Below are 24,643 nucleotides of genomic sequence, written 5' to 3'. Positions count from 1 at the left end.
TTTATATCATACTATAATTGCAACTGTTTTAACAATAATCAGAGCCTAAAAGAGGTTTATTATCAATGGACTATTTATAAAAAATCTTATGGAAAATAAAGCTTGGTTCATTTGGCTAATCAGTAACTTGATTGTTGTATTCAGCAATATGCAGATAATCTACACCTTTATAAGCGTGAATCTTGAAAAAGAACTTGGGCTCACAATCGCGCAAGTTGCACTAGCTAATTCAGCATATACTTGGACTTTTGCTATCTCACAATTTTTTAGTGGGGCAATGTTTAATGTTTTTTCCAGCAAAAAAATTTATTTTTTCTCATTGTCAATCATGCTCTTTGGTTTTTTTGTCCTTATCAAGAGTGACAATTTTGCCCATTTAATTTTATCTCAATTTTTGATCGCAATTGGAGCATCGTTTGGTTTTATTGGCGCTGCTCATGTAAGTAGCACATATTTTCCCCTTACTCAATTTGGACTGATGTTCTCACTAGTGCAGACAATTTCAAGTCTTTCTGCTTTGATGATTCAAATGTGCTTCTCTAGCTTGCTTGCCGAAGGTGCAGATTGGAAAAATCTTATTGTATGCGTAATATTATTTGGCGTATCGATATTTGTACTTATGTTTTTTTATCCGAAAGGATTTTCAAAAAAAAATTTGGGGGAATACACAATAAAGAGCTCTATAAAAACAGTAATATGTTCTGTACTAACAGTGCTAAAATTAAGAGATATCTAGATAACCTCAATAGTGGGTGCTATTACTTTTGGAACATTTTTAGCGCTTAATATGCTGTGGGCACCAAGGTTACTAAGCAACTTAGAACTCAATACAATGGAGTTAGGTGTGGCAACTGCAATATTGTGGCTTGGTCTTGCAGTTGGTGCTCCAATTGCAGATCTAATCTCAAATCTATTTAAAAATAGAAGGCACGTAATCTCTGCTTTTGCCACATTGCAAAGTATTTCAGCTATTATTTTACTATGCGGTAATTTAACAGTTCATATTATATACTTTTGTATGTTAATGTTTGGTTTTTTTGCAGGAGGACATATGCTTAATTTTACTGTTGGTAGTGAGATTGTTGAGCAGAAGTATATTAGCACATCATCATCCATTATCAATGGATTTATGTTTGTTATGAGTGGAATTTTAGTGTCAATTTTAGCACTTTTTTCAGATCATCAAATGGCGCTTTTCACAATATTTGCAATGTTAACATTTGCTAGTATTTTTAATTACGCTACAAAAGAAACATACTATAAAAATAAAGTAGCTGAATCTTGAGTCGATTGTTATATTATATTAACATACTGTAATAAATTATGACAACAAAAGACACAACAGTAACTAAGGCAACAATAGCTGAATGTATAAACCAGGAAATTGGATTATCGAAAGAAGACTCTATTGCAATAATAGATGATATATTGGATGAGATAAAAACGAGCTTAGCAAAGGATGGAATAGTAAAAATATCTTCATTTGGAACATTTTTGGTTAAAAACAAGAAAGAAAGACCAGGAAATATACCAAAGACATCGGAAAGGGTAGTAATTAAAGCGAGAAAATCAATTTCTTTTAGACCTTCAAAAATGATGAAGAAATTAATAAACAACCGATGAATAAGGAAAAATTATTTTACACAATTGGAGAAGTAGCTGAAGAACTACATTTGGAGCAGCATGTTTTAAGATTCTGGGAAAGTCAATTCCATCAAATTAAACCCATAAAACGGAAGGGAAGAAGACTATATGATCATAAGTGTATAGAGGCAATAAAGAAAATAAAATATATGCTATATGACAAAGGATATACAATAAAAGGAGTACAAAAGGAATTTGGTAACGATGTAAGAATTGATCATTATTCAAGAAATTTGTTGCAAGAACTTACCGATTTAAGAGACTATTTGACTGATAAAATAAATGAAGAAAGTAATAAATAGACGAAAAACACTATAAAGTTTTGTGAAAGTTGATATATCTAGAGATAAGTGTATGTGTCGTATAGCCTTGTTCTTTATATTATCAGCAATACTGATAAGCTGTGGCCTGCAAAAACCTGCACCTGTACTACTTAAAGGCGAAGAATTTTATGGGAAAAGAGACCTAGAGTACACAAGGGAGTATCATTTGATTAAAGAAAATGTTGATTCTTCGCTGCGAAAAGAAAGTAGAAAAGCCTTTGTAGATAAGGTATATAACAATAATGCACAAAGCATGTGTAAATTTGTAATACCGGTTAAAGGTGCAGTTACCTCTTCTGATAAAATATGTCAAGATGGCATAAAAATTACTGCTCAAAGTGGAACAAAGGTTATTGCTTCTGCACCTGGCAAAGTAATATACGTAGGCAAAGGCCTGAGGTGGTACGGAAATTTAATTATAGTGGAACATAAAGATAATTACATGACTATGTACTCCTATTTAAAAAACATACAAGTTGAAATTGGTGATAAAGTAAAACAAGGTCAAGTAATTGGATCTGCAGGTAAATCAAGCACACAAGATAAAGATCCGCAGATGTGTTTCACAATAAGGCATAATGGTCAAGCAGTCGATCCTTTAGTACATATAAACTGTGATTGAATTTATGAAATATGATTTTAAAAACGTTGAAAAATTCTACCAAAATAAGTGGGATTTTTCTGTAAGCAAAGATAGTAAAAAGAAGAAATGTTACGTGTTGGAAATGTTTCCATATCCATCTGGTAAGATTCATATGGGGCACCTGCGTAACTATGCAATAGGAGATGTTATAGCACGTTACAAGAGAGCTCATGGATTTGAGGTTTTGCACCCAATTGGCTGGGATGCGTTTGGATTACCAGCTGAAAATGCAGCAAGGGACAATAATATTAACCCTGCAGCGTGGACAAAAGAGAATATAGACAATATGCGTGCACAGCTAAAATCTATAGGTCTTTCCTACAATTGGAATCACGAGCTTTCCACATGTGAGCCTGATTATTACAAACACGAACAGAAATTTTTTCTGGATTTTTTAAAGCATGGTCTTGCCTATCGAAAAGAGTCGTGGGTTAATTGGGATCCAGTGGACCAAACAGTGCTTGCAAATGAGCAAGTGGTTGATGGAAAAGGATGGCGATCAGGTGCAGTTGTTGAAAAACGTAAGTTATTCCAATGGTTTTTAAAGATTACTGATTTTGCTGAAGATTTGCTTCATTGTCTGCAAAGTTTAAAAAATTGGCCAGAAAAAGTCAAAACTATGCAAGAGTGCTGGATAGGAAAATCTGAAGGGGCAACTATAGATTTTGAAATAGTTGGCTTGAATAAGAAGTTAAAGATTTCTACAACTTCTCCTCATACTTTATTTGGAGCTTCTTTTCTTGCAATAGCAGCAGAGCATCCTATTGTGCGAGATCTTAAGGACGAAGACATACAAGGCTTTATCGACAGTGTGAAGGTAAAGAGGGAGAATGATGAAAAAATCGGGATTTACACAAGATTAAATGTCAAACATCCATTTCTTGATAAAGAGTTGCCACTGTACATAGCGAATTTTGTGTTGATGGAGTATGGAGAAGGTGCGATTTTTGGTTGCCCTGCACATGATCAGCGTGATTTTGAATTTGCACAGAAGTATGGTTTACCGATTATTCCTGTAGTTTGTGAAGAGAGCACAGAGATCTTAAAAGAACCGTACTTCGGTGATGGAGTGATGTTCAATTCTGAATTCTTAAACGTACTAATGATTAATGAGGCAAAAAAAGTAATCATAAAAAAACTTGAAGAAAAAGGAATAGGTAAGAAAACAATAAACTATCGTCTACACGATTGGGGAATTTCAAGGCAACGTTATTGGGGATGTCCTATACCTATTATACATTGTAAAGATTGTGGAATTGTTCCAGTTCCAGAAAAAGACCTCCCTGTTGTTCTACCAACGGATGTAGAATTTACAAGTGGTGGTAATCCCCTGGATAAGCACCCAACCTGGAAATTTGTTGATTGTCCAAAGTGCGGAAAGCAAGCAGAACGTGAAACTGATACATTTGACACTTTTTTTGAATCTTCTTGGTATTTTGCTGCATTTTGCAGTGAAAATAAATCGATTAATAAAGATACTTGTAATCGTTTTATGCCTGTTGATTATTACATAGGTGGAATAGAACATGCAATTCTACATTTGCTTTACTCAAGGTTTTTCTGCCGTGCTTTAACTAAATGTGGCTATTTTGACGTTAAAGAGCCTTTCTCTACTTTAATCACTCAAGGAATGGTCTGCCATATAACTTATAAAGATGAGAATGGCAAATGGCTCTTTCCCGAAAAAGCAAAAGAGTTGATTGCGAAGGGTGCTAAGATCCAAGTTGGAAAAGTCGAAAAGATGAGTAAGTCAAAGAAGAATACAGTTGACCCAAACTTTATCATAGAAAAATACGGTGCTGATACTGCTCGTTTGTTTGTATTATCCGATACCCCCCCAGAAAAAGATATGGAATGGTCTGATGATGGCGTGGAAGGTTGTTTTCGCTACATAAATAAATTGTGGCGTATGGTAGTGCAACTTAGGCCCGTAAACATACACTATGACAATGAAAACATTGTAGGTAAACTCCTAGAGTACAGAAAAAAAATCCATAAACTATTGCAAGGGCTTACAGATGACTTGGAAAACTGCAGATTAAACTGTGTGGTAGCAAAGTTTCGTGAAATGACAAATTTAATAGCTGAAATAGACGTAAAAACTGGAAAATCTCTTATTGATGAAGGTATATGCATACTAATCAGAGTAATTGAGCCATTCATGCCACACCTGGCTGAAAATTTATGGCAAAAAATAGGAGGCGAAGGTATGCTATATCTAAAGCCTTGGCCACAAGCTGATGAATCACTACTAATTGATAATATGGTAATTGTGGCAGTGCAGATCAATGGAAAGTTGCGTGCGACCATCAAAGTAGCAACTGGTTTATCTCAAGAAGAATTGAAGAAAATAGCAACAGATTCTGTATCTAACAAAATCGATCAAAGCAAAATTCGCACTATATATGCTGTACCAAATAAGGTAGTAAACATAGTTATATAAAAATTTTGAGTAGCATGTCCCTAATTTCGTAGGTATACTTTTTTTGATATGAGGTTATATCTTTTTTAATATAAAGGATATATACTTGTGCATTATATATTTTTTTGTATGGGTAGTTATATGAAAATAAAAGGATTGTGTGTTTTAGCTGTTTTGCTCACTTCATCTCTAGCAGGTGCAGCTAGTAATAGTGCAAAAGAGCAGTACTACGCAGGTTTAAACTTTGGTGGTGGATGGGGCACTGGATTAAAAATAAAACCTGGCTTAGTTTTTGGTTATAATTATGATAAAAGCTCTAAGTTTGAACTTGAGATTCTCACCGACGTAAGTGATATGTTTGGTAAGGCAACCAAGAAAATGGGAGCTAGTTTATTAGCAAATTACCGTTATTATCCTGACGTTGACATTGATCCTGTGAAACTATATGTCAGTGGAGGTTTAGGAGGACATCTACAAGTATATCCTTTTGACATTGTTGGCACTGAAACACTAGATAAAATACTGGGTGCTATTTCGTACAAACTGAAGGTTGGTGTTGATTATGAAGTTGCTCCACAGATAGTTGGTACAGCTGCTTTAACCGTAGGCGGGCAACTGAGTGGTTTAAAAGCAAAACAAATACCAGATGCGATGCTGGAAGTAGGAGTACGTTATAGTTTTTAATGCTGGATGGCATTGTGTACATGTTTAGGTGTAACCATAAGCAATGCTCAAAACTTGCTGCTAGCATGTTTGAACACTTATTTTAGTATGTTTTAAGGAATGTTACATATGAGTAATATGAAAATGAAAAAATTGTTTGCTATATTGCTTGCTTCATCTTTAGCAAGTACAGCTAGTAGTAGTGCAAGTGAGTTAGAAGATCGGTACGAAGATCAGTACTATGTAGGTTTAAACTTTGGTGCTGGATGGGGTGATACTTTTAAAATGAAACCTAGCGTTGTTTTTGGTTATAATTATGACAAAAATTCTAAATTTGAACTTGAGGTTCTTGCCAACATAAGTGATATAACTGATAAACAAAAAAGGAAAGTAGGAGCTAGCTTGTTGGCGAATTACCGTTACTATCCTGATCTTGAAATTGATCCTATTAAACTATATGCTAGTGTAGGTTTAGGTGGATATATCCAAGTATTGCCTTCTTTTGGCTTCGGTGGCAGTAGTACAGGTGAAACTACAGTCAAAAATGTTGCAGATAGCGGTGATTCAGGTAACATTGTGAATAGAGATGGTACAAAAAACGATAATAAAAGGGAAGAGGAAGAAGAGAATCAAGAAGCTCCAGCTCTACTAGCTGCTGATGGAAGCAAAGTAACGTCTGATCCATCTTTAGTAGACAAAATACTGAGTTCTATTTCCTATAAACTAAAGGTAGGTGTTGATTATGAATTTACTCCGCAGATAGTTGCTACAGTTGCTATTGCTGCAAGTGGGCAATTAAGTGCCTTCAAGCCACCAGTACAAATACCAGATGCAATCATAGAAGTAGGCATACGTTATAATTTTTAATGTTCTAAATTGCATATTTCTTGTAGTGAATAAGATAATCCTGCAAAGAGGTTTGCTATTTGGATAAAAATTCGATGTTATTATCTAGAGACGGGTATCTATTTTTCTTATGCCCTCAATTAATGAAATCAGAAGCATCAACTCCCCGCTGCAAGCAAGCAGCAATTACAGTGTTCATCATAAGAAATGCTATTGTCATTGGGCCAACACCCCCGGGTACTGGAGTAATAGCCTTGACTTTTTCTTTTACTCCCTCAAAGTCAACATCACCCACAAGCTTACTTTGATTTCCCAAGTTAACGCTATTTATGCCAACATCGATCACTATTGCACCTTTTTTTATCCAATCTGCTTGAACAAAATTTGGCTTTCCAACTGCTGCAACTACTATATCCGCTTTAGAGCAATAATCAGCTAAATCCCTACTTTGTGAATGCAAGATGGTAACAGTGCAATTTTCTTGCAACAATAGGTGAAACATTGGCTTACCCACAATATTTGATCTGCCAATGATTACCGCATTTTTACCGGACAGATTATTTTCAACTGACTTAATTAAATGCAAAGAACCTTTGGGAGTACAAGGTATCAGACAATTTTTTTCACCTTTAACTAACCTGCCAACATTCTCATCATGAAAGCCATCTACATCTTTTTCAACACTTACTGTATTAATTATTCTACTTGCACTGATGTGCTTTGCTAAAGGTAACTGAACTAAAATTCCATGCACAGATGAATCTTCATTTAATGTATTAACTTTTTCAATCAATTCATCTTCTGAGATACTATCAGGCAAAACAATAGTTTCAGAACTTATGCCTATTGATTCTGCTTTTCTTTGTTTATTACGAACGTAGACCTGACTTGCTGGATTGCTACCCACAAGAATTACTTTAAGACAAGGAAAAACATTATACTCTTTCTTTAAAATATCAATTTTTTTTGATAGCTCCTCACAGAGATCATTTGCTATTTTTTTACCGTTAATAATAATTGACATTTCCTTGCCACTCCTTGAAGTCAGGTAATGCAATATCAAATAAATTCAATACTTTACCAACAGCATGATTTACAATATCATCCAAAGATTTTGGTTTAATATAAAAAGCAGGCATCGGCGGAGCAATAATTGCTCCCATCTCCGTTAGTTTTAACATATTTCGGAGATGTCCAAGATGTAGTGGAGATTCTCGCACCATAAGAACTAATTTTCTTCTTTCTTTTAGAGTTACATCTGCAGCCCTTGTTAATAGATTGGAAGTCACCCCCGATGCTATTTCAGACATTGTTTTCATAGAACATGGAGCAATAACCATACCTGAGGTTTTAAATGAGCCGCTTGCTATTTTTTCTCCTATTTTTTCTTCAGAATAGTAAAAATCTGCAAGCGATATAATATCTTCAAGTTTTTCTTTAATCTCATGAGCTATAGTTATTTTTCCAGCACTGCTGATCACTAAATGAGTTTCATGATTGGTATTTTTTAGTGCCTCTAGAATCCGTACACCGTAAATAGAACCAGATGCTCCACTTATTCCAATTACAATCCTACTATTCACCTTCGTAATTCATTCCCAATGCACGTTTGTAGGTATAAAGTAATATTTCCTGTTCCTCCCTGTCATCATCATCCATCTTTCTTAGCCTAATAATCTGTTTCATCACTTTTATATCCCAACCTTCATCTGCAGCTTTTGCATATACATCACGAATGTGATCTTGCACATCCCTCTTTTCTTGTTCAAGTTTTTCGATTCTCTCTATATAGCTCTTCAAATCTTCAGCCGTTATTTTTACTGTATCTTCCATAGAACCCAACTAATTAATTGCTACTACAGTATTATCAGTTTTTACTTGTACTTCAATCATAGTAATAATATTTTTATCTTTTTTTAAAATCTTAAAGTAAAAACCGTACATGGAAAACTCTTCATTTTCTTCAGGAATGCGCTCTATCTCGTTTACAATCATACCTGCTAGAGTTGTAGCTTCTTCATCAGGAAGATCCCAATGTAACTGTCTATTAATATCCCTAATAGTAGATTTTCCTTCTATGTGATACATATTATCGGATATCTTTTTTATAAAATTCTCTGTGATCAAATCATGTTCATCTGAAATTTCTCCAACTATTTCTTCCAGTATATCCTCAAGAGTTACGATTCCCTGTAGTGCTCCATACTCATCAATAACAAATGCAAGGTGTTTCCTGTTTTTACGGAAGTTGTGAAGTTGTACACTGAGTGGCGTACTTTCTGGTATAAACCAAGGCTTTGACATAACTTTGGCAATCTCTATTTTATTATCCTTTTCACGCAAGGCATTTATTAGATTTTTCACGTGAACCACTCCAACAATATTATCTGGTTCTTTTTGCCATAAAGGTACTCTGCTATGGCTACTGGTTAAAATCTCTCTTATTAACTCTTCTTTGTTTCGATCTATATCAAGAGAAAATAAGTTTCTCCTGTGGGTCATAATTTGTGATATTTCTGTCTCAGCCAAATCAAGTATACTATTTAGCATATCTAAATCCTGTTGTAACATAGTGCCCTCACTGCGGTGAAGAGTAATCATATTACGCATTGCATCTGCTGCAGATATTACCTCCCTATTCTTATGAAGCCCACATAACTTCAGAATGATATTGACAATAAACTGAATGCCTAATGTCAATGGAGAAAGAACCTTGACAAAAAACAGCATAAAATAAGCAGAAAGTAATGTAAATTTTTCAGGATTTTGCATGGCGTAAGTTTTTGGTAAAACTTCACAAAATAGCAAAATACAAAACGTCATCATGAATGTTGAAAGAAATATGCCCTCACTCCCAAAAGAATTTATAAATATTACTGTAAATAAAGCAGAGCAAGTAATGTTAATAATTGTATTACACAGTAATATTGTTCCTATTGTTAATTCTTTTTTACCTAACAAAAGCTCTATTATCTTGGCTTTTTTGTTACCTTCTAGCTTTAGTTTATTCACTCGGGATCGGCTAATTGAGGTTAACCCTATTTCTGCTCCTGAGAACAAAAACGATAAAATCAATAAGAAAAAAATTGCTGACAATACTGAAATCAATAACCAATCCATTAAAGTATGATGTTATTGCGATATAGAAACAGAGTTGATTTTATATGTTGTAAGAAGCATTTGCAAGTCTATATATCTTTAATATAAAAAAATAAATCATGAAATATATCACACACTGCATTCACATGCATATTCTCAACAACAAGTGGAGGAGTTATTCTTATTACCCTATTATTTAAAATTTTAGTCATTATTAAGCCTTTGTCAAGAGATTGTTTAACAATTTTATCAGCCAAAGGTACTCTAAGCTCTATCCCTATCAATAAACCCTCCCCACGAACTTCTGAAACGATCTTCGGAAATTCTTCAGTCAAAGGCAACAACTTTTCTTTTAGATATTTACTGACCTTCTTAACATGGTCAAAAAAGCCTTCCTTTAGCATTACATCGAGTACTGCATTACCAACAGTCATGGCAAGTGGATTACCTCCATAAGTTGACCCATGAGTTCCTGGAGTGATTGCTTCTGCTATATAATCTTTTACTAAACATGCAGCCAGAGGAAATCCATTACCCATAGCCTTCGCACAAGTGAGCATATCAGGTTCAACTCCTATATTTTGATAGTAAAATAGAGAGCCAATCCGTCCATATCCGCATTGCACTTCATCAAAGCATAAAATTATTCCTTGAGCTTTTGTTATCTCTCTTACTTTTTTAAGATACTCTACGTCCAATGGATGTACTCCGCCTTCACTTTGTATGGGCTCTAAAAATATGGCAGCTGTTTCGCTATTGATTTTCTTTTCTAATGCTTCAATGTTATTTCTTGGAACTTTATCAAAACCAGAAAGGAGTGGAGCAAAACCTTCGCGTGATTTTTCATTTCCCCCAGCTGAAATTGCAGCAATACTGCGGCCATGAAAACCTCCTTCAATTGTAATGATGTGACTGCGCTTTTCTTGTCCATTTAAGTAGAAATAGCGGCGAATAAATTTAATTGCAGCTTCTGTTGCTTCAAGTCCACTTGAGCAGAAAAAAACTTTATCGGCAAAGGTAAGTTCTGTTAAACGCTGAGCAAGACTTTCCTGCTGAGGAATAGTAAAAATATTAGAGCAGTGCCATAATGAATCCAGTTGCTCCTTCAGTTTATCTGTAATGTATGGATGACAATGCCCTAGAGAGGTTGTAGAAATTCCTGCAGCAAAGTCTAAATATTTTTTACCATCCTTATCGAAGAGATATACTCCTTCTCCTCTAACTATAGAAGCTTCAGATCTATTATAAGCGTTAACAACATGATCCATTTTAAATATTATCTATACTGTGCATGAAAAAGCTTTCCCTTAATATTGCTTAAACTAAAAATTGGGCTAATATTATACAGTTCAACATAAAATTCAGAAATTTAATATGTAAAAAAGTAAAACTACACCAATTCACATTCAGCAAAAAAGAAAGCTATTTCTCTATGAGCATTCTCTAGACTATCAGAACCATGCACTCTATTTTCACTAATATCATCAGCAAAATCACCCCTAATTGTACCTTTATCTGCCTGCTTTGGATCTGTAGCACCCATGATTTGCCTGTATTTACTGACTGCATTTTCACCGATTAAAACTTGAACTATCACAGACCCAGAAGTCATAAATTCCACCAACTCTCCAAAAAAAGGCCTATCCTTATGAATTTCATAAAACAGCTCTGCTTGTTTTTTTGTCAGCATCATCATTCTTTGTGCTATAATTTTTAGTCCAGATTTTTCAATATAAGAATTTATACTGCCTGTAATATTATTTTTTACTGCATCAGGTTTTAATATCGAAAGTGTTCTCTCAATTGCCATATCATTCCCTTATATTAAGATCGTATATTTATAGATTTATTTTATTATAAACTTTGATTTGATAAAAGCAATTTTTCACTTATAGTTAAGAATAAACCATCAAGGAGGTGTTTTATGGGGTGTTGTAATAAAAAAAACAACAAACCAGTCGATCCTAATGTTAAACAATCAATTGAAACTACACTTACTGCTAAAGAATGGGTTAATCAATTCAAGTCATCAATTTTTTGTGGGACAAAAGGATTTTTAACTTTTAATTTGGCATTTTTGAGTTATTTAGAGTATAGCTTACACAATAATACAAAATTAAAAGAAGGCGCTGTTTTTGCAATAAAAAGGAATACTATTCCATTTTTCGAAATGGCTATCATAGTGCCATTTGTTTGTCTTGCATTACCATCTATGATAGGTGGGATGAACCTCATGCATTGTGCGCTTATATGTGCTGCACTGATGGTTGCAACATGTTTTGTTGTGAGAACCTTTTACTTGCGTGAAAAGTTATTGAAAAAAATGACTAATAATGAAAATTATACCGAGGAACAAATAGAGCAGGAATTTAAGAAAGACACTATAAAATTTCCTATCTTTGATAAAAACAGACAGCATATTGAATATAATTCTCCTAATCCAGGACAACTAATGAATGAAAGTCCTCCCTCTCTTTTTGTTAAGGTTTTACTTTTCCCCCTTACGATTTTTCTGAAGGCTCTACAAAGCTGCATAATGATATCTTTGGCTGCTGTTGAACTTCTTGAAGCAGTGCCAAGTTTTTGTGTTGATGTGGTTTTCGATAGAGGCTTTGCATCTACACAGAGTAACATGAAGAGATCTGCTCATCTATTGTATGCCAGTGTAAGAAATTTAGTGCCTGTAACTAAACTTGATGAGTGTGTAGCTGATTTTATAGGCAAACCTGAAGAAAGGTGCTGTCAGTGAAGAAGGCAGTAATCTTATTTAACCTAGGCGGACCTGATTCACTAAGTGCGGTCCGTCCTTTCTTATTTAATCTTTTTTACGATAAAAGAATAATAAATCTACCAAATCCTTTTCGCTTCCTTTTAGCAAAGTTTATCTCCAAAAGGCGAGAAAGTACTGCACAAGAAATATACGAGCACATTGGAGGTAAATCGCCAATCTTGGAGAATACAAAAGCACAAGCTGATGCTTTAGAACTAAAATTAAATGAAGATGGAAACCATGTGTATAAGATATTCATCTGCATGCGTTATTGGCATCCATTTGCTGATGAAGTTGTTAAAAGCGTAAAGCAATTCGACCCTGACGAAATCATTCTGTTACCACTATATCCTCAATATTCAACCACCACAACTCTATCATCCATCGAGAATTGGCAAAAAAATGCCAAAAAACATAGCCTAGAATGTAACACAACAATAATCAATAATTATTATGACAATGAAGACTTTATTGAAGCTCATGTTAATCTGACGTCTAAATATTATAAATTAGCTAGCAAAATCGGTAAGCCAAGAGTCCTATTCTCGGCTCATAGCTTACCTCTTAGTATCATTAAAAAAGGCGACCCTTACGCTTCACAGATAGAAAAAACAGTAAAATTAATAGTAAAAAAATTGAATATTGAAGATCTTGATTGGGGAATATGTTATCAGAGTAAGGTTGGCCCTGTAAAATGGTTGGAGCCTAGCACTGAAAGTGAGCTATCACGCGCAAAAGACGATAATATACCTGTAGTTTTATCACCTATATCTTTTGTTTCTGAGCATTCTGAAACACTGGTTGAACTTGATATAGAGTATAAAGCAATTATCAAAGACGGATATTACTTTCGCGTACCAACTCTCAGTACTGATCTCTTATTTATCAAGTGCTTGGCCGATTTATGTTTAGATCACTCTCAAAGTACTGATTTATAGCACTTTTCTTTTTAGATTTTTATAGTATAATATTAAAAAGTTATTATTTTATTATCTACTTATGCCAAAAGGTAAGCCAAATACATTTATAGAAAGTATACATGATGCTCACAATCATGATATTAGAAAGATGTATTGTATTGCAGTAGGTTTAACAGGCATATTGTGTAAAATTTCATTGCAATTCTGTTGCGAGTTTATTGATAACAACAGATCCAATATTTGTACTATATTAGATATTTCTAAGTTCATAAAACTACCAACATCAATAATATTTGCTCTTCACTTTGGTCTCAATTTAGCTGGATATAAATCTAAAAAACTTCAGAATGGTAAAGGGGGAAATGAACCTGAAAAACCAATACAGGTTGTGGGTAGCTTAGCCTTCTTGGCAAACTGTGTCATAGGAATATTGATGCAGACAAAAATCATTCATTTCTTAGCTAGAAACAACAAGGATGTAATAAGTTATATTAGCTTAACATCAGCAGTTCTATTTCTATTTTCAGAATGCATAAACTGTTATTATACATGGAAGAAGTATCTAGATAATAAGGATTCTGAAAAGTCTGCTAAATATGGCAAAGAAGTTATTTTTAGCACATTCGCTTTGTCATTGGGCTTGTTAAGCTTCATATTAAAAAGAATGGAACTTCCAACCATACCAATAGACTTGGGTGGTGGCATAATCTATAATTTCAACTTAACTGTTACGGTCAGTTTGATACTAAGCATAGCATATCTAGTATCAAACATCGATAAGTTTGTCAATCAACCTAATAATGGTACTGATCCTTCTACTGGACTTGATGACGCTCACCATATTCAGCATAATGGCAGCATTGTAGAAATTAATTATTAGAGATGAAAAGACTTAATTTCTACTGCCAATGCTAGCACTGCTAATTTGCTAACAATATTCCAAAGTGGCAAAGTTTTATTTTCTTGGCTGATGTCATAAAATTCACAGTCAGTGGAATTCAAGCTAGAATATACATCTTTCCTGCTATTACATCGGTATAAGTAACATGTTGGAGTATCTCCTATATAGTATATTAGCGGTTCTGCAGAACTACTTTTAAATATGTCAATAGTTGGTACACCTTCTTGTATAATAACACTATTGATTGCTATTCCTTCTTTTATCTTTTTCATTTTATGACGCTTTTTTTTATTGAGATTTAATATTTCCTTTCCACTTGTTGCTGTTATAATGCCCATTCCATATGTGCCATTGCTTGCTTTGATAAAAACGTAAGGTTGTGTTTTTATTTCATATTCCTCATATTTTTTTTGCACTAGAGATAATATTTGGTCAACTTTAGTCGCTACTGCTCCTAGTGATGAATCATCATTAAAGTCAACTCCATTACAGCTTTCTGTAAGCACAGAAATAAGCCATGGGTCCATTTTAAATTCGCCACAAAATTCGGACACTAATTTTTGATAGATTTCAAAATATTGAAATTTCTGCCTACTGTGCCAGCCATATAATGGACTTGGCACTATCTCTTGTTTTACGTTTTCTAGCGTGTCTGGAATGTGGCTCGTCATATCACGGTTCAGTATAATAATATCAGGCACAAATCCTGAAGTTGTCTTCAGCAAAGAGTTTTCTTTCACAACAGTTTCATACTGTTCTATTAAATTGTACGTTTCATTATGAAAGAGGCCAATTCTAGTTTCAAAACCTGCGAGTTGCAGTACCTTTTCTATAGCAAATACATTTTCTATATACATTTTATTTCGTGTGTAATTCTCCGGTATTATAAGGGCCTTTTTATATTGTTTTGTTTCGAAGTAGCTTTTTATCAATTTTGCTGCTATCGCTTTTGATACTTCACTTAGGTTATTAAACCCTGCAGGAAATAAATTGGCGTCTACTGGAGCAATTTTGTAGCCTGAATTCCTAAGATCTATGGAGCTATAAAATGGTAATGTAAAACCATTAAATTTTGTTTTGAACCAATTATTTATATCTTTTTCCAGATTTGGATGAATTATGTTTTGCATCTACACTTTAAATGTTATAAGAAAAGTACTATATTATAAGTTATAATCTTAATATAATATAACGAATTAAAATAACAAAAAAATGATTCATCATGACAGCAGTAAAATGTATGGTACTACTATACTGTCAATTAGAAGAGACAAAAATGTAGTAGTAATAGGTGATGGGCAAGTCTCGCTAGGCCATACCGTTATAAAATCTGGAGCAAAAAAAGTTAGGCGTCTTTCTGGTGATTCCGTAATTGCCGGTTTTGCTGGAGCAACAGCTGATGCATTTACTCTCTTCGAAAGGCTAGAATCTAAACTTGATAAGCACCCAGGACAGTTAATGAGGGCATGTGTTGAACTTGCAAAAGACTGGAGAATGGATAAATATCTAAGAAAATTAGAAGCTATGATGATCGTGGCAGACAAGTCCATTTCATTGGTCATTACAGGAACGGGTGATGTTCTTGAACCTGAAGATGGCATTGCAGCCATTGGCTCTGGAGGAAATTTTGCTTTATCTGCAGCAAAAGCTTTGATTGACGTTGAAGGAATATCAATAGAGGAGATTGCAAAAAAGGCTATGAAGATAGCTGCCGATATATGTGTTTATACAAACCATAATCTAATTATCGAAAAAATAGAGGAGTAATATGTCAAGAACTTTGTGTGCCAATTTTTCTAGTCAATCTGTAGTAGGTCAATTTGATAATAATGATGACTATAATGAGAAAAATAGCCTCTATGAAAATGAAGGTACAGGAAGTAGCAGCATTCAAAGCTCACAAGCTTTATTAGATGATCTACCACCACAGAAGATAGTTAAAGAATTAGACAGATTTATAATCGGGCAGAATGATGCAAAGCGCGCTGTTGCTATTGCACTCAGAAATCGTTGGCGTCGAAATAAAGTCCCACTTCCACTACGTGAAGAGATTATACCTAAGAATATACTCATGATAGGCCATACGGGAGTTGGTAAAACTGAAATAGCTCGCCGTTTAGCAAAGCTTGCTGGTGCACCTTTTATAAAAGTTGAAGCAACGAAATTTACTGAAATAGGATATGTTGGACGTGATGTTGACTCGATAATACGTGATTTAGTTGACGCAGCAATAGTTTTAGTTAAGGAAAAAGCACGTAAAGCCTTAACTAAAAAAGCTTTAGGTTTGGCTGAAAAGATAATAGTCAACTCCATGGTTGGTGAAGATGCAACCGAGGAAAGCAAAAAAGTTTTCAGAGAAAGACTGAGAAATAAGGAATTTGAAGATGGAGAAGTTTCTATTAACGTCAGGGAGAGCAAGGGTATGTTACCCACTTTTGATATACCTGGCATGCCAGGTGGGCAAATTGGTGTGATGAACGTAACAGAAATCGTGGGCAAGATGTTTAATGGGAGCAAAAAAACAAAAACTATTACAGTTAAAGTGAAAGAAGCACGTGAAATATTGATTAATGAAGAAAGCGAAAGGTTAATGGATGAAGACAAGATAATCAAAGAAGCGATTGATCTTGTTAGCAATGAAGGCATAGTGTTTTTAGATGAAATAGATAAAATTGCAGCACGTACAGAAATAAAAGGTGAAGTCAACAGAGAAGGAGTGCAGCGCGATCTGTTACCATTACTTGAGGGAACAACTGTTTCAACTAAGTATGGCCCCGTAAAAACAGACTATATATTATTTATTGCATCTGGTGCTTTTCATTTATCTAAGCCATCTGATCTTTTACCAGAATTACAGGGTAGATTGCCAATTAGAGTGGAACTTAAGGCGCTTACTCAAGAGGATCTAATAAAAATATTAAAGGAACCAGAATCTAGTTTGTTAAAACAGTATATAGCGTTAATGAAAACGGAAAATGTAACACTTGAGTTTACTGATGATGGTATAGAGACTATAGCTGAAATAGCATTTACAGTTAATAGAGAAGTGGAAAATATAGGTGCAAGAAGACTTCATACTGTCATGGAGAAGCTTTTGGATGAAATAAGTTTTATCGCTTCTGAAAAAAATAGTGAAAAATTTGTTATAGATAGCAAATATGTAAGAGATAAACTAGAGTCAATTTCAAAGCAGCTTGATTTATCTAAATTTATACTTTAGAGGAAGCCTACTTTAAGTAATATAGAGCATTCAAGAGGTTTTATTTTTTCTTACTTCGTAATTCTTCAAGCTATTTTCCAATAGTAGAATTCAAGCTTAAATCAATTATTGCAATATCACAATCTATGCCTTTTGTTAACACATCAGTTAAAAGATCAGGTGGAGAAAGAACTGTTCTTTTATTACCAGCTCTCATTCCCACAACTCCAAGTTCTATAGCAAGTGGTATTTTTTTGTCACCAACCTTAAACTGCACTATTTGATCTTTGATTATATACTCACCATTATGTCTCTTTATGCTATATTGAACTGATATCTCATCGCCACATTTTACTCGTTTTCCAGTTTTGTTAATTAAGTCATTAAAAATCATTAGGTTATTTACTGAATCAGGATATTTATCTTTTACTTCAATCAGTTTGATGTAATAAGAGTTAAAACTCATTTTGTTGTCATCAGCGGCAATAGTAACTACACGCTCTCCACCTTCTTTCATACCTATTACCCCTAAACTCACTTCTTTTAAGTAATCCTGACCTATTTTCAAATTGACATCAGTCGGAAGTAGCGTTGCTAGGTTGTTGGAGACTTTGTACATTTGTAGCAGAACTTCTTGGCCACAGAAAACTTTACTGCCACTGCCTTCAGTAATTTCATAAAAGTTTATCATCTCTTCTTCTTTTTGCTGTGTTATTTCTTCTAAATATTCTGCTAACCCATGCTTTTCAATATAACGATCAAGAGCTGATTCAAGTATCGGCCTGACCAAATAACTTGCTATCATCTGTGTCAAACCACCATGTGTAGCATTTATTTCGTAAAGCTTTTCCCTTTTCTCTGGTTTATCTTTGTTTATATAAACAATCGTAATTATAAAAGCAGAAGCTAAAGTGAGAATCATTACTACAGAGATAAACATTTGTAATATAATTTTTCTAACCATCTTTTTTTACTTGATTCAATAAATCATATAAGTCATTAGTATTCCCTGAAAGCGTACTTAAATTATCTGAGGCCTGTTTAAAGAGACTATCTATATAGTTTTCCATTTCATTTTTGCCAAGCACGGACATTAAATTGTTTGTTTTATCTTGCTCATAGTCTTCGATATCATCCTTGGATTGAAAAATAAGCCCTAGATTTATTCCATAGTTATATAATGCTTCCCGCTCCTTGTCTGTAGCGCCGCCTATTATAGCCCCTATTTCACATGAAGCTGCAAATAGTTTTGCAGTTTTCATCAAATGAATTTCTTTTATTTTGTCAAAATCTGCACCTATATCTAAAATCTGCCCTCCCACCATTCCCTTCATTCCTATTGCTTGAGAGAGCACTTTTACGATCTCACAATTTAACAAAGATAATACCTCAAAAGCCAGGGTAAGTAATGCATCTCCGGCCAGTACTGCTGTTGCTTCACCAAATTTTTTGTGGCAGCTTGGTTGGCCTCTGCGGGTGTCACTGTTATCCATACATGGCAGATCATCGTGAATTAGGGAGTAAGCATGAATAAATTCAATCGCTGCTGCTGCTGTTATTGCTTTTTCAACCTTTATGTTGAATATCGACGAAGATTTTATAACTAAAAAAGAACGTATATGTTTTGCAGGAGCAAGAAGCACATAACGCATAGCTGATATAAGTCTATTCTCGCTATTTTCAGGTAAGAGCTTATTCACTTCTACAACAAGCAAATTTTTTGTTGTTTCGTCTAGCATTTTTAAATTTATTAATTATCGAGTGCTAAGAGATAGGAAGTTTTTAATAGTTTATATAATCATAAAAGCTATTGCAAACATCAAAATTTCTTATAACATCAGAGAATAGGTTATTTTTTAGTAAGAAATGAGCGAATTGGCAAAAAGCACTAGGGAAGATATAGAAGAAAAAGTAAAGAAGATTATACTAGAGCACATCAGTAAGGATGTAGAGGGATTTAGTAGTTCTTCAAAGCTTTCAGACCATGGCACAGATAGTTTAGATGCAGTTGAAATAATCATGGCAGCTGAAGAAGAATTTGGTATAGAGATTCCTGATGAAGATGCACAAAAAATGGAAACTATGGAACAGATAGTTGAATATGTAGTAAACAAAGCAAACAATTGATGTTGAATGAGCAGAAGAGTAGTAGTTACCGGTGTTGGCTTAATTACTCCACTAGCAGCAGATGTTAATAACACCTGGTCAAAGCTGAAAGAAGGTAAATCTGGCATCAAAGCAATCAATACAGATAGGTTCGACTCTTCTGATCTTGCTTGTCAGGTTGCAGGGCAGGTGCCTGTGCAATCCGATAACATTGAGCACTATTTTAATCCACCAGATTATATTTTTGAAAAAGACCTAAAAAGAACAGATCGTTTTATTCACTACGGAATTGCAGCAGCTGTTCAGGCAGTAGAAGATTCACTAATTTTGGAAAATAAAAATATTAATAAAGAGCGAATAGGTGTAGCTATTGGTTCTGGTATAGGTGGTCTTCCATCAATTCAGGAAAATGTAATTACCATGCAGGAGAAGGGGCCTAGACGTGTTAGCCCATTTTTTGTTCCTGCAAGTCTAATAAATTTGATATCTGGTCATATTTCTATTAAATACGAATTTATAGGTCCAAATGACTCAGCGGTAACTGCATGTGCAACAGGTGCGCATGCGATTATAAACTCAGCAAGAGCTATAAAACTCGGTGAAGCTGACATTATGATTGCAGGCGGAGCAGAAAGTGCGTTATGCAGAGTTGGAATTGCAGGTTTTGCATCGATGAAGGCGCTATCAACTAAATTCAATGATAAGCCTGAAGAGGCCTCAAGGCCATGGGACGAAGAACGCGATGGATTTGTCATGGGCGAAGGGGCCGGTATATTAGTTCTGGAAGAATATGAACATGCAAAAAAAAGGGAAGCAAAAATATATGCAGAACTCACTGGATATGGGTTAACAGGAGATGCGCACCACATCACAGCACCACATCCAGAAGGAAGAGGCGCACTTAAGGCAATGGAACTTGCTTTAAGGAGTGCACAAGTAAGCCCAAGTCAAATTGGGTATATCAATGCACATGGGACTTCAACAACACTTGGGGATAAAGTTGAAGTAATAGCAATGAAGCAGTTATTCGGTGACTATGCCTATAAAATACCTGTTTCCTCGACTAAATCTTCTATAGGACATTTACTTGGTGCCGCAGGAAGTGTTGAAGCAATATTTAGTATCCTTGCATTAAACAATGGAATTGTTCCACCAACTTTAAACCTACACAAACCTTCAGAAGGGTGTGATTTAAATTTTGTACCACTTAAAGCTCAAGAGCATAAAATTCAATATGCGCTTTCTAATTCATTTGGTTTTGGTGGTACCAACGCGTCTCTCATCTTTGGAAAGGTGTAGTTAATTATGCTATTTTGAATCGACTACGAAAATGTTATTCGAGTAGCTGAAACTAGAATCCAGTTAAATTGGTCAGCATAAAAGTAATGTTGAAATATAACATTTTGATGATGATGAAGAAATGGATCCCAGTGTCAACTACTCGAATGACAGAAGAAGAAAAAGCAAAATTTTGCCTTTTACCGCTAACCTATTATACTTACTTGATAAGTTCTATCGCTTGATTAAATGCATAAAATATTAGTAAGAAGTAACCATAAGCCCTTGATTGGAAAAATCAAGATTAATGGTTCAAAGAATGCCGTCTTGCCAATAATGGCGGCAAGCTTGTTTAGTAATTCTTCAATAACTTTGCATAACGTACCTGATTTAATTGACGTGCATTTGATGTCTGAGCTGCTTAAGAGTCTTGGTGCAGAAGTAAATTTTATATGCAATAAAGACTATAAAGCAAATCACACTTTGGAAATTGACTGTAGCAATATCAATAACTATTTAATATCACATGAAATTGCAAGCAGACTGCGAGCATCTTTTTTAATGCTAGGTCCAATGCTCAGCAGATTTGGTAGAGTTTCAACAGTATTTCCTGGTGGATGTAATATTGGAAAACGTCCTGTTGACATTCATATTAAGGCACTTGAAGCAATGGGAGCTAAAATTGAAATTGATAGCTGTAATATAACTGCAACAACAAAGGGGAAATTGCAAGGCAAAGAAATAACATTTGAAAAAGTAAGTGTTGGTGCAACAGAAAATATAATAATGGCAGCAACACTTGCAGAGGGAGTAACAATAATAAACAATGCTGCAATCGAACCGGAAGTTCTTGATTTAATAGAGTTTCTGAAGATTATGGGTGCCAATATTGAAGTTAATAATACAAAAATCACAATAGAAGGTGTTGAAGCATTAAATGGGTGTGAGCATAAAATAATACCAGATCGCATAGAGGCCGGTACTTATGCTTTGGCTGCTATCATTACCGACGGCGAGCTAAAGTTAGAAGGAGTAAGTTTGTCTGATATAGAATGTATTGCAAATGAATTGAAGACTATAGGAGCCAGAGTTGAGTTACATGATGATGGTATTATTATTTCTAGAAAAAATGGCTCTATTAAATCTGCTCACGTTGCAACAAATCCATATCCCAACTTTCCCAGTGATATGCAACCACAACTAATGTCTGCAATGTGCATTGCAGATGGAATATCAATCATTGAAGAGAACATTTTTGAAAGTAGATTTGCACATGCAAATGAGCTAAGAAAATTAGGCGCTAATATCAGCATCGAAAAAAGTAAAGCTACTATAAGTGGAACAAAGAGCCTATCTGGAGCTAATCTGCATGCTAATGACTTAAGGTCAACAGCAGCTTTAATTCTCGCTTCTTTGGTAGCTAAAGGAGAAACTACAATAAATAACTCACATCATTTATGGAGAGGATATGAGGCAATGCACGAAAAACTCAATTCATGTGGAGCTGATATCTCTGTTTCATCTTGAGAATATATTATGAATGAGACAACTAAGCGAACTACAGTAAAAGAGATAGATAAAATTCTATACGAAGAACATAAGGTGTTAGATCATGGATTTGTTCGAGTAATTGATTATATGGGCTCTGATAGCGCCATAGTTCAAGCTGCTCGCGTTTCTTATGGAAAAGGAACGAAACAGATAAATCAAGATGAAGCGCTTATAAAATACTTGATGAGACATCATCATACAACTCCATTTGAAATGTGTGAAATTAAGTTTCACGTGAAACTTCCAATTTTTATTGCAAGACAGTGGATAAGACACAGAACTGCAAATGTGAATGAATATTCCGGAAGGTATTCGATACTTGATAATGAATTTTATATACCAGAACAGGTTGCAAAACAATCTGATAATAATAAACAAGGCAGCGGTGAAGCTTTTGACTCAAGTACTTCAAAAGAAATAATAGATTCTCTAATAAATGATTCTAATTTAGTATATTCTCATTATGAGAAATTTATTGAACAGGGCCTTGCAAGGGAAATTGCCCGAACTAATCTAACACTTAATTACTATACTCAGTTTTATTGGAAAATAGATTTACATAACCTTTTTCACTTTTTAAGGCTTAGAGCTGATCAGCACGCCCAATATGAAATTAGAGTCTATGCAGAAGTTATGTTGGACATAGTAAAGAAATGGGTCCCGCTGGCCTATAATGCTTTCATTGAATACTCCTTAAAATCAGCCTGTATTTCAAAAACTGGTCTTGAAATAATTCGCAAGCTAATAAAAGGAGAAAATGTTACGAGAGAAGAAAGTGGTATTGGTAAAAGAGAATGGGATAAGTTGATGTCTATACTTTGTAAATAACCAAAAAGATCAAGATATGTACGTTCACAGACTTGCAGGTGTGAACAACAATTGATTCATGCCTTTATCAACTGATATATCAATTATTTTTGAATTTGTTCTTTCTGTTATTTCATAAAGCTTTTCAGCTTTCTTTAACATCAGTGTTGCATTTCTAAGCGTAATAAAAATTTCGCAATAATCTGGAGAATTTTCAACATACATATTATATGAATAATGGTTTACAGCAAGTTCTATTGCCCTACAAACTTCCTCTAATGTAAAATTAGCAACTCCTGTATCAGGACAAAAGCCAATCGCTCCTTTACTAGGATCAAAAAATATGTATTTATCATTCTCTGCTTTATATACCAACATAGAATGAGCAATATTCTCGTCATCTTCATCATCTGCTCCATTACAAGCATAACAAGAAAAACTAAATTCTAAGTAGCATCCTATCTCTACATCATTTAAAGCACGTTTGATTTGTTCTTGATTAGTATAGACCCATACCTCTGTTGAAGATAAATCGTTACATGCTTGTTCATATATCGTCTCATCATAAAATGGATCTCCTTCTCGCCTTTCAATGCTCTGAACATCGAGAACAGGTAAGAATTGCAATAAAAACTGCATCATTAATAACTCAATCGTTTGTTCTTTTCTTCCATCAATATAGTCCATAAAATCTTGTTCAGATATAATATTACCAGACTCGAGGAATTGAACAAAATCTTTCCTATTCTCTAATCTTATAAAGGTAATAAAGTAATTTAATGGGTGACATAACCCTTCTTCAGGGTCAAAATCTAAAATTTCTTCAAATCTACTTTTTAATTGTCCAATTCCAGATATGCTATCTGACATGAAATCATTCAAATGAAATTGAATGGCTTGCTCACTTTCAAATAATTTATTATATTGTTCTTCAGCTGATAAATCTGGCGCTTTATATACATATCTACCATTTTCTCTACGTATACCTTCTATATCTTCAACGATACCACGTTCTATATTTTTACTGATAGCAATTTCTTTATTTCCTTGATTCCTTATATTAGTAAATAAATTTAAAAATTCTACAATTTGCTGCTTTGAAAGTGTTTTCTCAACCTCTCCATCTTTAATTTTAGAAAACACTCTAATTTTAGCATTCTCCTTGTCAGTATAGACTTTCAATACAGTAGATTCAGCAATATGATTAACATATTTTGGCATATTGGTTATTAAGATATTAACTATATATCTTAATAATAGAATAATTTATACCATTAGTCAATTAATATATTAATAATAATATTTATTATACAAACTCATCACTTTTATAGAACATCTCATTAAAATCATTCAAAATCTTGATCTTCAATGAGATGTCATGACAGCAGAAGGAAATTCTGGAACGTTTATTTTTGAAAGTAAATTGCATAGCAGATGATGTCATTCCAGTTTGACACTGGAATCTAGTTTC

25 protein-coding genes and 1 pseudogene are annotated in these 24,643 nt (G+C 34.2%); 16 read left to right on the top strand and 10 right to left on the bottom strand.

Translation table 11 applies throughout. The features are described 5' to 3' along the window. Positions 1–88: 88 nt before the first annotated feature. The 7 genes and pseudogenes from ACQH21_RS00805 (at position 89) to ACQH21_RS00775 (ending at position 6,562) form a co-directional block, all read left to right on the top strand. Positions 89–1,285, top strand: a pseudogene (locus ACQH21_RS00805) (MFS transporter). A gap of 38 nt (positions 1,286–1,323) precedes the next feature. Continuing rightward, complete coding sequence (locus ACQH21_RS00800) at positions 1,324–1,623, top strand: integration host factor subunit alpha (RefSeq protein ID WP_007302154.1); 300 nt, start codon at positions 1,324–1,326, stop codon at positions 1,621–1,623. Beyond that, on the top strand, positions 1,620–1,946 hold the full coding sequence (locus ACQH21_RS00795; protein ID WP_010402982.1) for a MerR family transcriptional regulator: 327 nt from the start codon (positions 1,620–1,622) through the stop codon (positions 1,944–1,946). Before ACQH21_RS00800 ends, ACQH21_RS00795 begins: the two co-directional genes overlap by 4 nt. 52 nt (positions 1,947–1,998) lie before the next feature. Next, positions 1,999–2,589 (top strand): murein hydrolase activator EnvC family protein, encoded by a 591-nt coding sequence (locus ACQH21_RS00790; protein ID WP_007302156.1) that lies wholly within the window; start codon positions 1,999–2,001, stop codon positions 2,587–2,589. Between the two features lie 4 nt (positions 2,590–2,593). After that, the gene (gene leuS / locus ACQH21_RS00785; protein WP_425384286.1) at positions 2,594–5,053 is read left to right on the top strand and encodes a leucine--tRNA ligase; all 2,460 of its coding nucleotides are present in this window, start codon (positions 2,594–2,596) and stop codon (positions 5,051–5,053) included. A gap of 120 nt (positions 5,054–5,173) precedes the next feature. After that, positions 5,174–5,716 carry a hypothetical protein gene (locus ACQH21_RS00780; RefSeq protein WP_425384285.1) on the top strand — a complete coding sequence of 181 codons (543 nt, stop codon included), beginning with the start codon at positions 5,174–5,176 and terminating at the stop codon, positions 5,714–5,716. Between the two features lie 117 nt (positions 5,717–5,833). After that, positions 5,834–6,562, top strand: a complete 729-nt coding sequence (locus ACQH21_RS00775; RefSeq protein ID WP_425384555.1) for a hypothetical protein — start codon at positions 5,834–5,836, stop codon at positions 6,560–6,562. 115 nt (positions 6,563–6,677) lie between these two features. Here ACQH21_RS00775 and folD read toward each other — a convergent pair whose 3' ends face one another. From folD to ndk, 6 genes are all read right to left on the bottom strand, one after another. Further along, positions 6,678–7,565, bottom strand: a complete 888-nt coding sequence (gene folD / locus ACQH21_RS00770; protein WP_425384284.1) for a bifunctional methylenetetrahydrofolate dehydrogenase/methenyltetrahydrofolate cyclohydrolase FolD — start codon at positions 7,563–7,565, stop codon at positions 6,678–6,680. Then, positions 7,549–8,124, bottom strand: a complete 576-nt coding sequence (locus tag ACQH21_RS00765; RefSeq protein ID WP_010406412.1) for a UbiX family flavin prenyltransferase — start codon at positions 8,122–8,124, stop codon at positions 7,549–7,551. Before ACQH21_RS00765 ends, folD begins: the two co-directional genes overlap by 17 nt. Then, on the bottom strand, positions 8,117–8,374 hold the full coding sequence (locus ACQH21_RS00760) for a DUF2312 domain-containing protein (RefSeq protein ID WP_064085427.1): 258 nt from the start codon (positions 8,372–8,374) through the stop codon (positions 8,117–8,119). The genes ACQH21_RS00765 and ACQH21_RS00760 overlap by 8 nt, the downstream gene beginning before the upstream one ends. Before the next feature lie 9 nt (positions 8,375–8,383). Then, positions 8,384–9,661 carry an HlyC/CorC family transporter gene (locus ACQH21_RS00755; RefSeq protein WP_029237684.1) on the bottom strand — a complete coding sequence of 426 codons (1,278 nt, stop codon included), beginning with the start codon at positions 9,659–9,661 and terminating at the stop codon, positions 8,384–8,386. 68 nt (positions 9,662–9,729) lie between these two features. Further along, positions 9,730–10,908 carry an aspartate aminotransferase family protein gene (locus ACQH21_RS00750; protein WP_425384283.1) on the bottom strand — a complete coding sequence of 393 codons (1,179 nt, stop codon included), beginning with the start codon at positions 10,906–10,908 and terminating at the stop codon, positions 9,730–9,732. Between the two features lie 122 nt (positions 10,909–11,030). Further along, entirely contained in the window at positions 11,031–11,450 is a 420-nt protein-coding gene (gene ndk / locus ACQH21_RS00745) for a nucleoside-diphosphate kinase (RefSeq protein ID WP_149168695.1), read from the bottom strand. A gap of 114 nt (positions 11,451–11,564) precedes the next feature. Here ndk and ACQH21_RS00740 point away from each other — a divergent pair, with 114 nt between their 5' ends. From ACQH21_RS00740 to ACQH21_RS00730, 3 genes are all read left to right on the top strand, one after another. Beyond that, positions 11,565–12,389, top strand: coding sequence for a hypothetical protein (locus tag ACQH21_RS00740; RefSeq protein ID WP_264336351.1), 825 nt, complete (start codon positions 11,565–11,567; stop codon positions 12,387–12,389). Then, positions 12,386–13,348 (top strand): ferrochelatase, encoded by a 963-nt coding sequence (gene hemH, locus ACQH21_RS00735; protein WP_265041871.1) that lies wholly within the window; start codon positions 12,386–12,388, stop codon positions 13,346–13,348. The genes ACQH21_RS00740 and hemH overlap by 4 nt, the downstream gene beginning before the upstream one ends. Before the next feature lie 61 nt (positions 13,349–13,409). Next, a complete protein-coding gene (locus ACQH21_RS00730; RefSeq protein WP_006014617.1) occupies positions 13,410–14,210 on the top strand; it encodes a hypothetical protein in 801 nt (266 codons plus the stop codon). Here ACQH21_RS00730 and gshA read toward each other — a convergent pair. Beyond that, positions 14,207–15,361: a glutamate--cysteine ligase gene (gshA, locus tag ACQH21_RS00725; protein ID WP_010406439.1), complete on the bottom strand. Its 1,155-nt coding sequence runs from the start codon at positions 15,359–15,361 to the stop codon at positions 14,207–14,209. The two genes, ACQH21_RS00730 and gshA, sit on opposite strands and share 4 nt — an antisense overlap. An 82-nt stretch (positions 15,362–15,443) precedes the next feature. Here gshA and hslV point away from each other — a divergent pair, with 82 nt between their 5' ends. Both hslV and hslU read left to right on the top strand, forming a co-directional pair. Next, on the top strand, positions 15,444–15,998 hold the full coding sequence (hslV, locus tag ACQH21_RS00720) for an ATP-dependent protease subunit HslV (RefSeq protein WP_010406442.1): 555 nt from the start codon (positions 15,444–15,446) through the stop codon (positions 15,996–15,998). 1 nt (position 15,999) lies between these two features. Continuing rightward, the gene (gene hslU / locus ACQH21_RS00715) at positions 16,000–17,451 is read left to right on the top strand and encodes an ATP-dependent protease ATPase subunit HslU (protein WP_010406444.1); all 1,452 of its coding nucleotides are present in this window, start codon (positions 16,000–16,002) and stop codon (positions 17,449–17,451) included. A 70-nt stretch (positions 17,452–17,521) separates the two neighbouring features. Here hslU and ACQH21_RS00710 read toward each other — a convergent pair whose 3' ends face one another. Next, positions 17,522–18,394, bottom strand: coding sequence for an FKBP-type peptidyl-prolyl cis-trans isomerase (locus tag ACQH21_RS00710; RefSeq protein WP_265041869.1), 873 nt, complete (start codon positions 18,392–18,394; stop codon positions 17,522–17,524). Continuing rightward, positions 18,387–19,169: a polyprenyl synthetase family protein gene (locus ACQH21_RS00705; RefSeq protein ID WP_265041868.1), complete on the bottom strand. Its 783-nt coding sequence runs from the start codon at positions 19,167–19,169 to the stop codon at positions 18,387–18,389. The genes ACQH21_RS00710 and ACQH21_RS00705 overlap by 8 nt, the downstream gene beginning before the upstream one ends. Before the next feature lie 127 nt (positions 19,170–19,296). Between ACQH21_RS00705 and acpP the strand changes: the two genes are divergently transcribed. The 4 genes from acpP to thyX all read left to right on the top strand — a co-directional run bounded on the left by acpP (position 19,297) and on the right by thyX (position 23,193). Further along, positions 19,297–19,557, top strand: a complete 261-nt coding sequence (gene acpP, locus ACQH21_RS00700) for an acyl carrier protein (protein WP_064085853.1) — start codon at positions 19,297–19,299, stop codon at positions 19,555–19,557. Positions 19,558–19,563: 6 nt separating this feature from the next. Continuing rightward, positions 19,564–20,835 carry a beta-ketoacyl-ACP synthase II gene (gene fabF, locus ACQH21_RS00695; protein ID WP_015588005.1) on the top strand — a complete coding sequence of 424 codons (1,272 nt, stop codon included), beginning with the start codon at positions 19,564–19,566 and terminating at the stop codon, positions 20,833–20,835. A gap of 228 nt (positions 20,836–21,063) precedes the next feature. Then, the gene (gene murA, locus ACQH21_RS00690) at positions 21,064–22,341 is read left to right on the top strand and encodes a UDP-N-acetylglucosamine 1-carboxyvinyltransferase (protein ID WP_265030754.1); all 1,278 of its coding nucleotides are present in this window, start codon (positions 21,064–21,066) and stop codon (positions 22,339–22,341) included. Between the two features lie 9 nt (positions 22,342–22,350). Beyond that, a complete protein-coding gene (gene thyX, locus ACQH21_RS00685; RefSeq protein WP_425384282.1) occupies positions 22,351–23,193 on the top strand; it encodes an FAD-dependent thymidylate synthase in 843 nt (280 codons plus the stop codon). A 24-nt stretch (positions 23,194–23,217) separates the two neighbouring features. On the opposite strand, the gene ACQH21_RS00680 is transcribed toward thyX, so the two are convergent. Further along, positions 23,218–24,393 carry a hypothetical protein gene (locus tag ACQH21_RS00680; RefSeq protein ID WP_264375143.1) on the bottom strand — a complete coding sequence of 392 codons (1,176 nt, stop codon included), beginning with the start codon at positions 24,391–24,393 and terminating at the stop codon, positions 23,218–23,220. Between the last annotated feature and the right edge of the window lie 250 nt (positions 24,394–24,643).

The sequence above is a fragment of the Wolbachia endosymbiont (group B) of Eupithecia inturbata genome (assembly GCF_964030915.1).
Lineage (GTDB): Bacteria > Pseudomonadota > Alphaproteobacteria > Rickettsiales > Anaplasmataceae > Wolbachia.
This window is presented reverse-complemented; position numbering and strand designations above follow the sequence as displayed.

What these genes read in the sequence shown, in the direction of transcription:
- ACQH21_RS00750 (WP_425384283.1), bottom strand. Translation starts at nt 10,908, where the DNA reads ATGGATCATGTTGTTAACGCTTATAATAGATCTGAAGCTTCTATAGTT.
- thyX (WP_425384282.1), top strand. Translation starts at nt 22,351, where the DNA reads ATGAATGAGACAACTAAGCGAACTACAGTAAAAGAGATAGATAAAATT.
- ACQH21_RS00680 (WP_264375143.1), bottom strand. Translation starts at nt 24,393, where the DNA reads ATGCCAAAATATGTTAATCATATTGCTGAATCTACTGTATTGAAAGTC.
- ACQH21_RS00790 (WP_007302156.1), top strand. Translation starts at nt 1,999, where the DNA reads ATGTGTCGTATAGCCTTGTTCTTTATATTATCAGCAATACTGATAAGC.
- gshA (WP_010406439.1), bottom strand. Translation starts at nt 15,361, where the DNA reads ATGCAAAACATAATTCATCCAAATCTGGAAAAAGATATAAATAATTGG.
- ACQH21_RS00705 (WP_265041868.1), bottom strand. Translation starts at nt 19,169, where the DNA reads ATGCTAGACGAAACAACAAAAAATTTGCTTGTTGTAGAAGTGAATAAG.
- ndk (WP_149168695.1), bottom strand. Translation starts at nt 11,450, where the DNA reads ATGGCAATTGAGAGAACACTTTCGATATTAAAACCTGATGCAGTAAAA.
- ACQH21_RS00760 (WP_064085427.1), bottom strand. Translation starts at nt 8,374, where the DNA reads ATGGAAGATACAGTAAAAATAACGGCTGAAGATTTGAAGAGCTATATA.
- hslU (WP_010406444.1), top strand. Translation starts at nt 16,000, where the DNA reads ATGTCAAGAACTTTGTGTGCCAATTTTTCTAGTCAATCTGTAGTAGGT.
- ACQH21_RS00780 (WP_425384285.1), top strand. Translation starts at nt 5,174, where the DNA reads ATGAAAATAAAAGGATTGTGTGTTTTAGCTGTTTTGCTCACTTCATCT.
- acpP (WP_064085853.1), top strand. Translation starts at nt 19,297, where the DNA reads ATGAGCGAATTGGCAAAAAGCACTAGGGAAGATATAGAAGAAAAAGTA.
- ACQH21_RS00775 (WP_425384555.1), top strand. Translation starts at nt 5,834, where the DNA reads ATGAAAATGAAAAAATTGTTTGCTATATTGCTTGCTTCATCTTTAGCA.
- ACQH21_RS00795 (WP_010402982.1), top strand. Translation starts at nt 1,620, where the DNA reads ATGAATAAGGAAAAATTATTTTACACAATTGGAGAAGTAGCTGAAGAA.
- leuS (WP_425384286.1), top strand. Translation starts at nt 2,594, where the DNA reads ATGAAATATGATTTTAAAAACGTTGAAAAATTCTACCAAAATAAGTGG.
- murA (WP_265030754.1), top strand. Translation starts at nt 21,064, where the DNA reads ATGCATAAAATATTAGTAAGAAGTAACCATAAGCCCTTGATTGGAAAA.
- ACQH21_RS00740 (WP_264336351.1), top strand. Translation starts at nt 11,565, where the DNA reads ATGGGGTGTTGTAATAAAAAAAACAACAAACCAGTCGATCCTAATGTT.
- folD (WP_425384284.1), bottom strand. Translation starts at nt 7,565, where the DNA reads ATGTCAATTATTATTAACGGTAAAAAAATAGCAAATGATCTCTGTGAG.
- fabF (WP_015588005.1), top strand. Translation starts at nt 19,564, where the DNA reads ATGAGCAGAAGAGTAGTAGTTACCGGTGTTGGCTTAATTACTCCACTA.
- ACQH21_RS00800 (WP_007302154.1), top strand. Translation starts at nt 1,324, where the DNA reads ATGACAACAAAAGACACAACAGTAACTAAGGCAACAATAGCTGAATGT.
- hslV (WP_010406442.1), top strand. Translation starts at nt 15,444, where the DNA reads ATGATTCATCATGACAGCAGTAAAATGTATGGTACTACTATACTGTCA.
- ACQH21_RS00730 (WP_006014617.1), top strand. Translation starts at nt 13,410, where the DNA reads ATGCCAAAAGGTAAGCCAAATACATTTATAGAAAGTATACATGATGCT.
- ACQH21_RS00710 (WP_265041869.1), bottom strand. Translation starts at nt 18,394, where the DNA reads ATGGTTAGAAAAATTATATTACAAATGTTTATCTCTGTAGTAATGATT.
- ACQH21_RS00755 (WP_029237684.1), bottom strand. Translation starts at nt 9,661, where the DNA reads ATGGATTGGTTATTGATTTCAGTATTGTCAGCAATTTTTTTCTTATTG.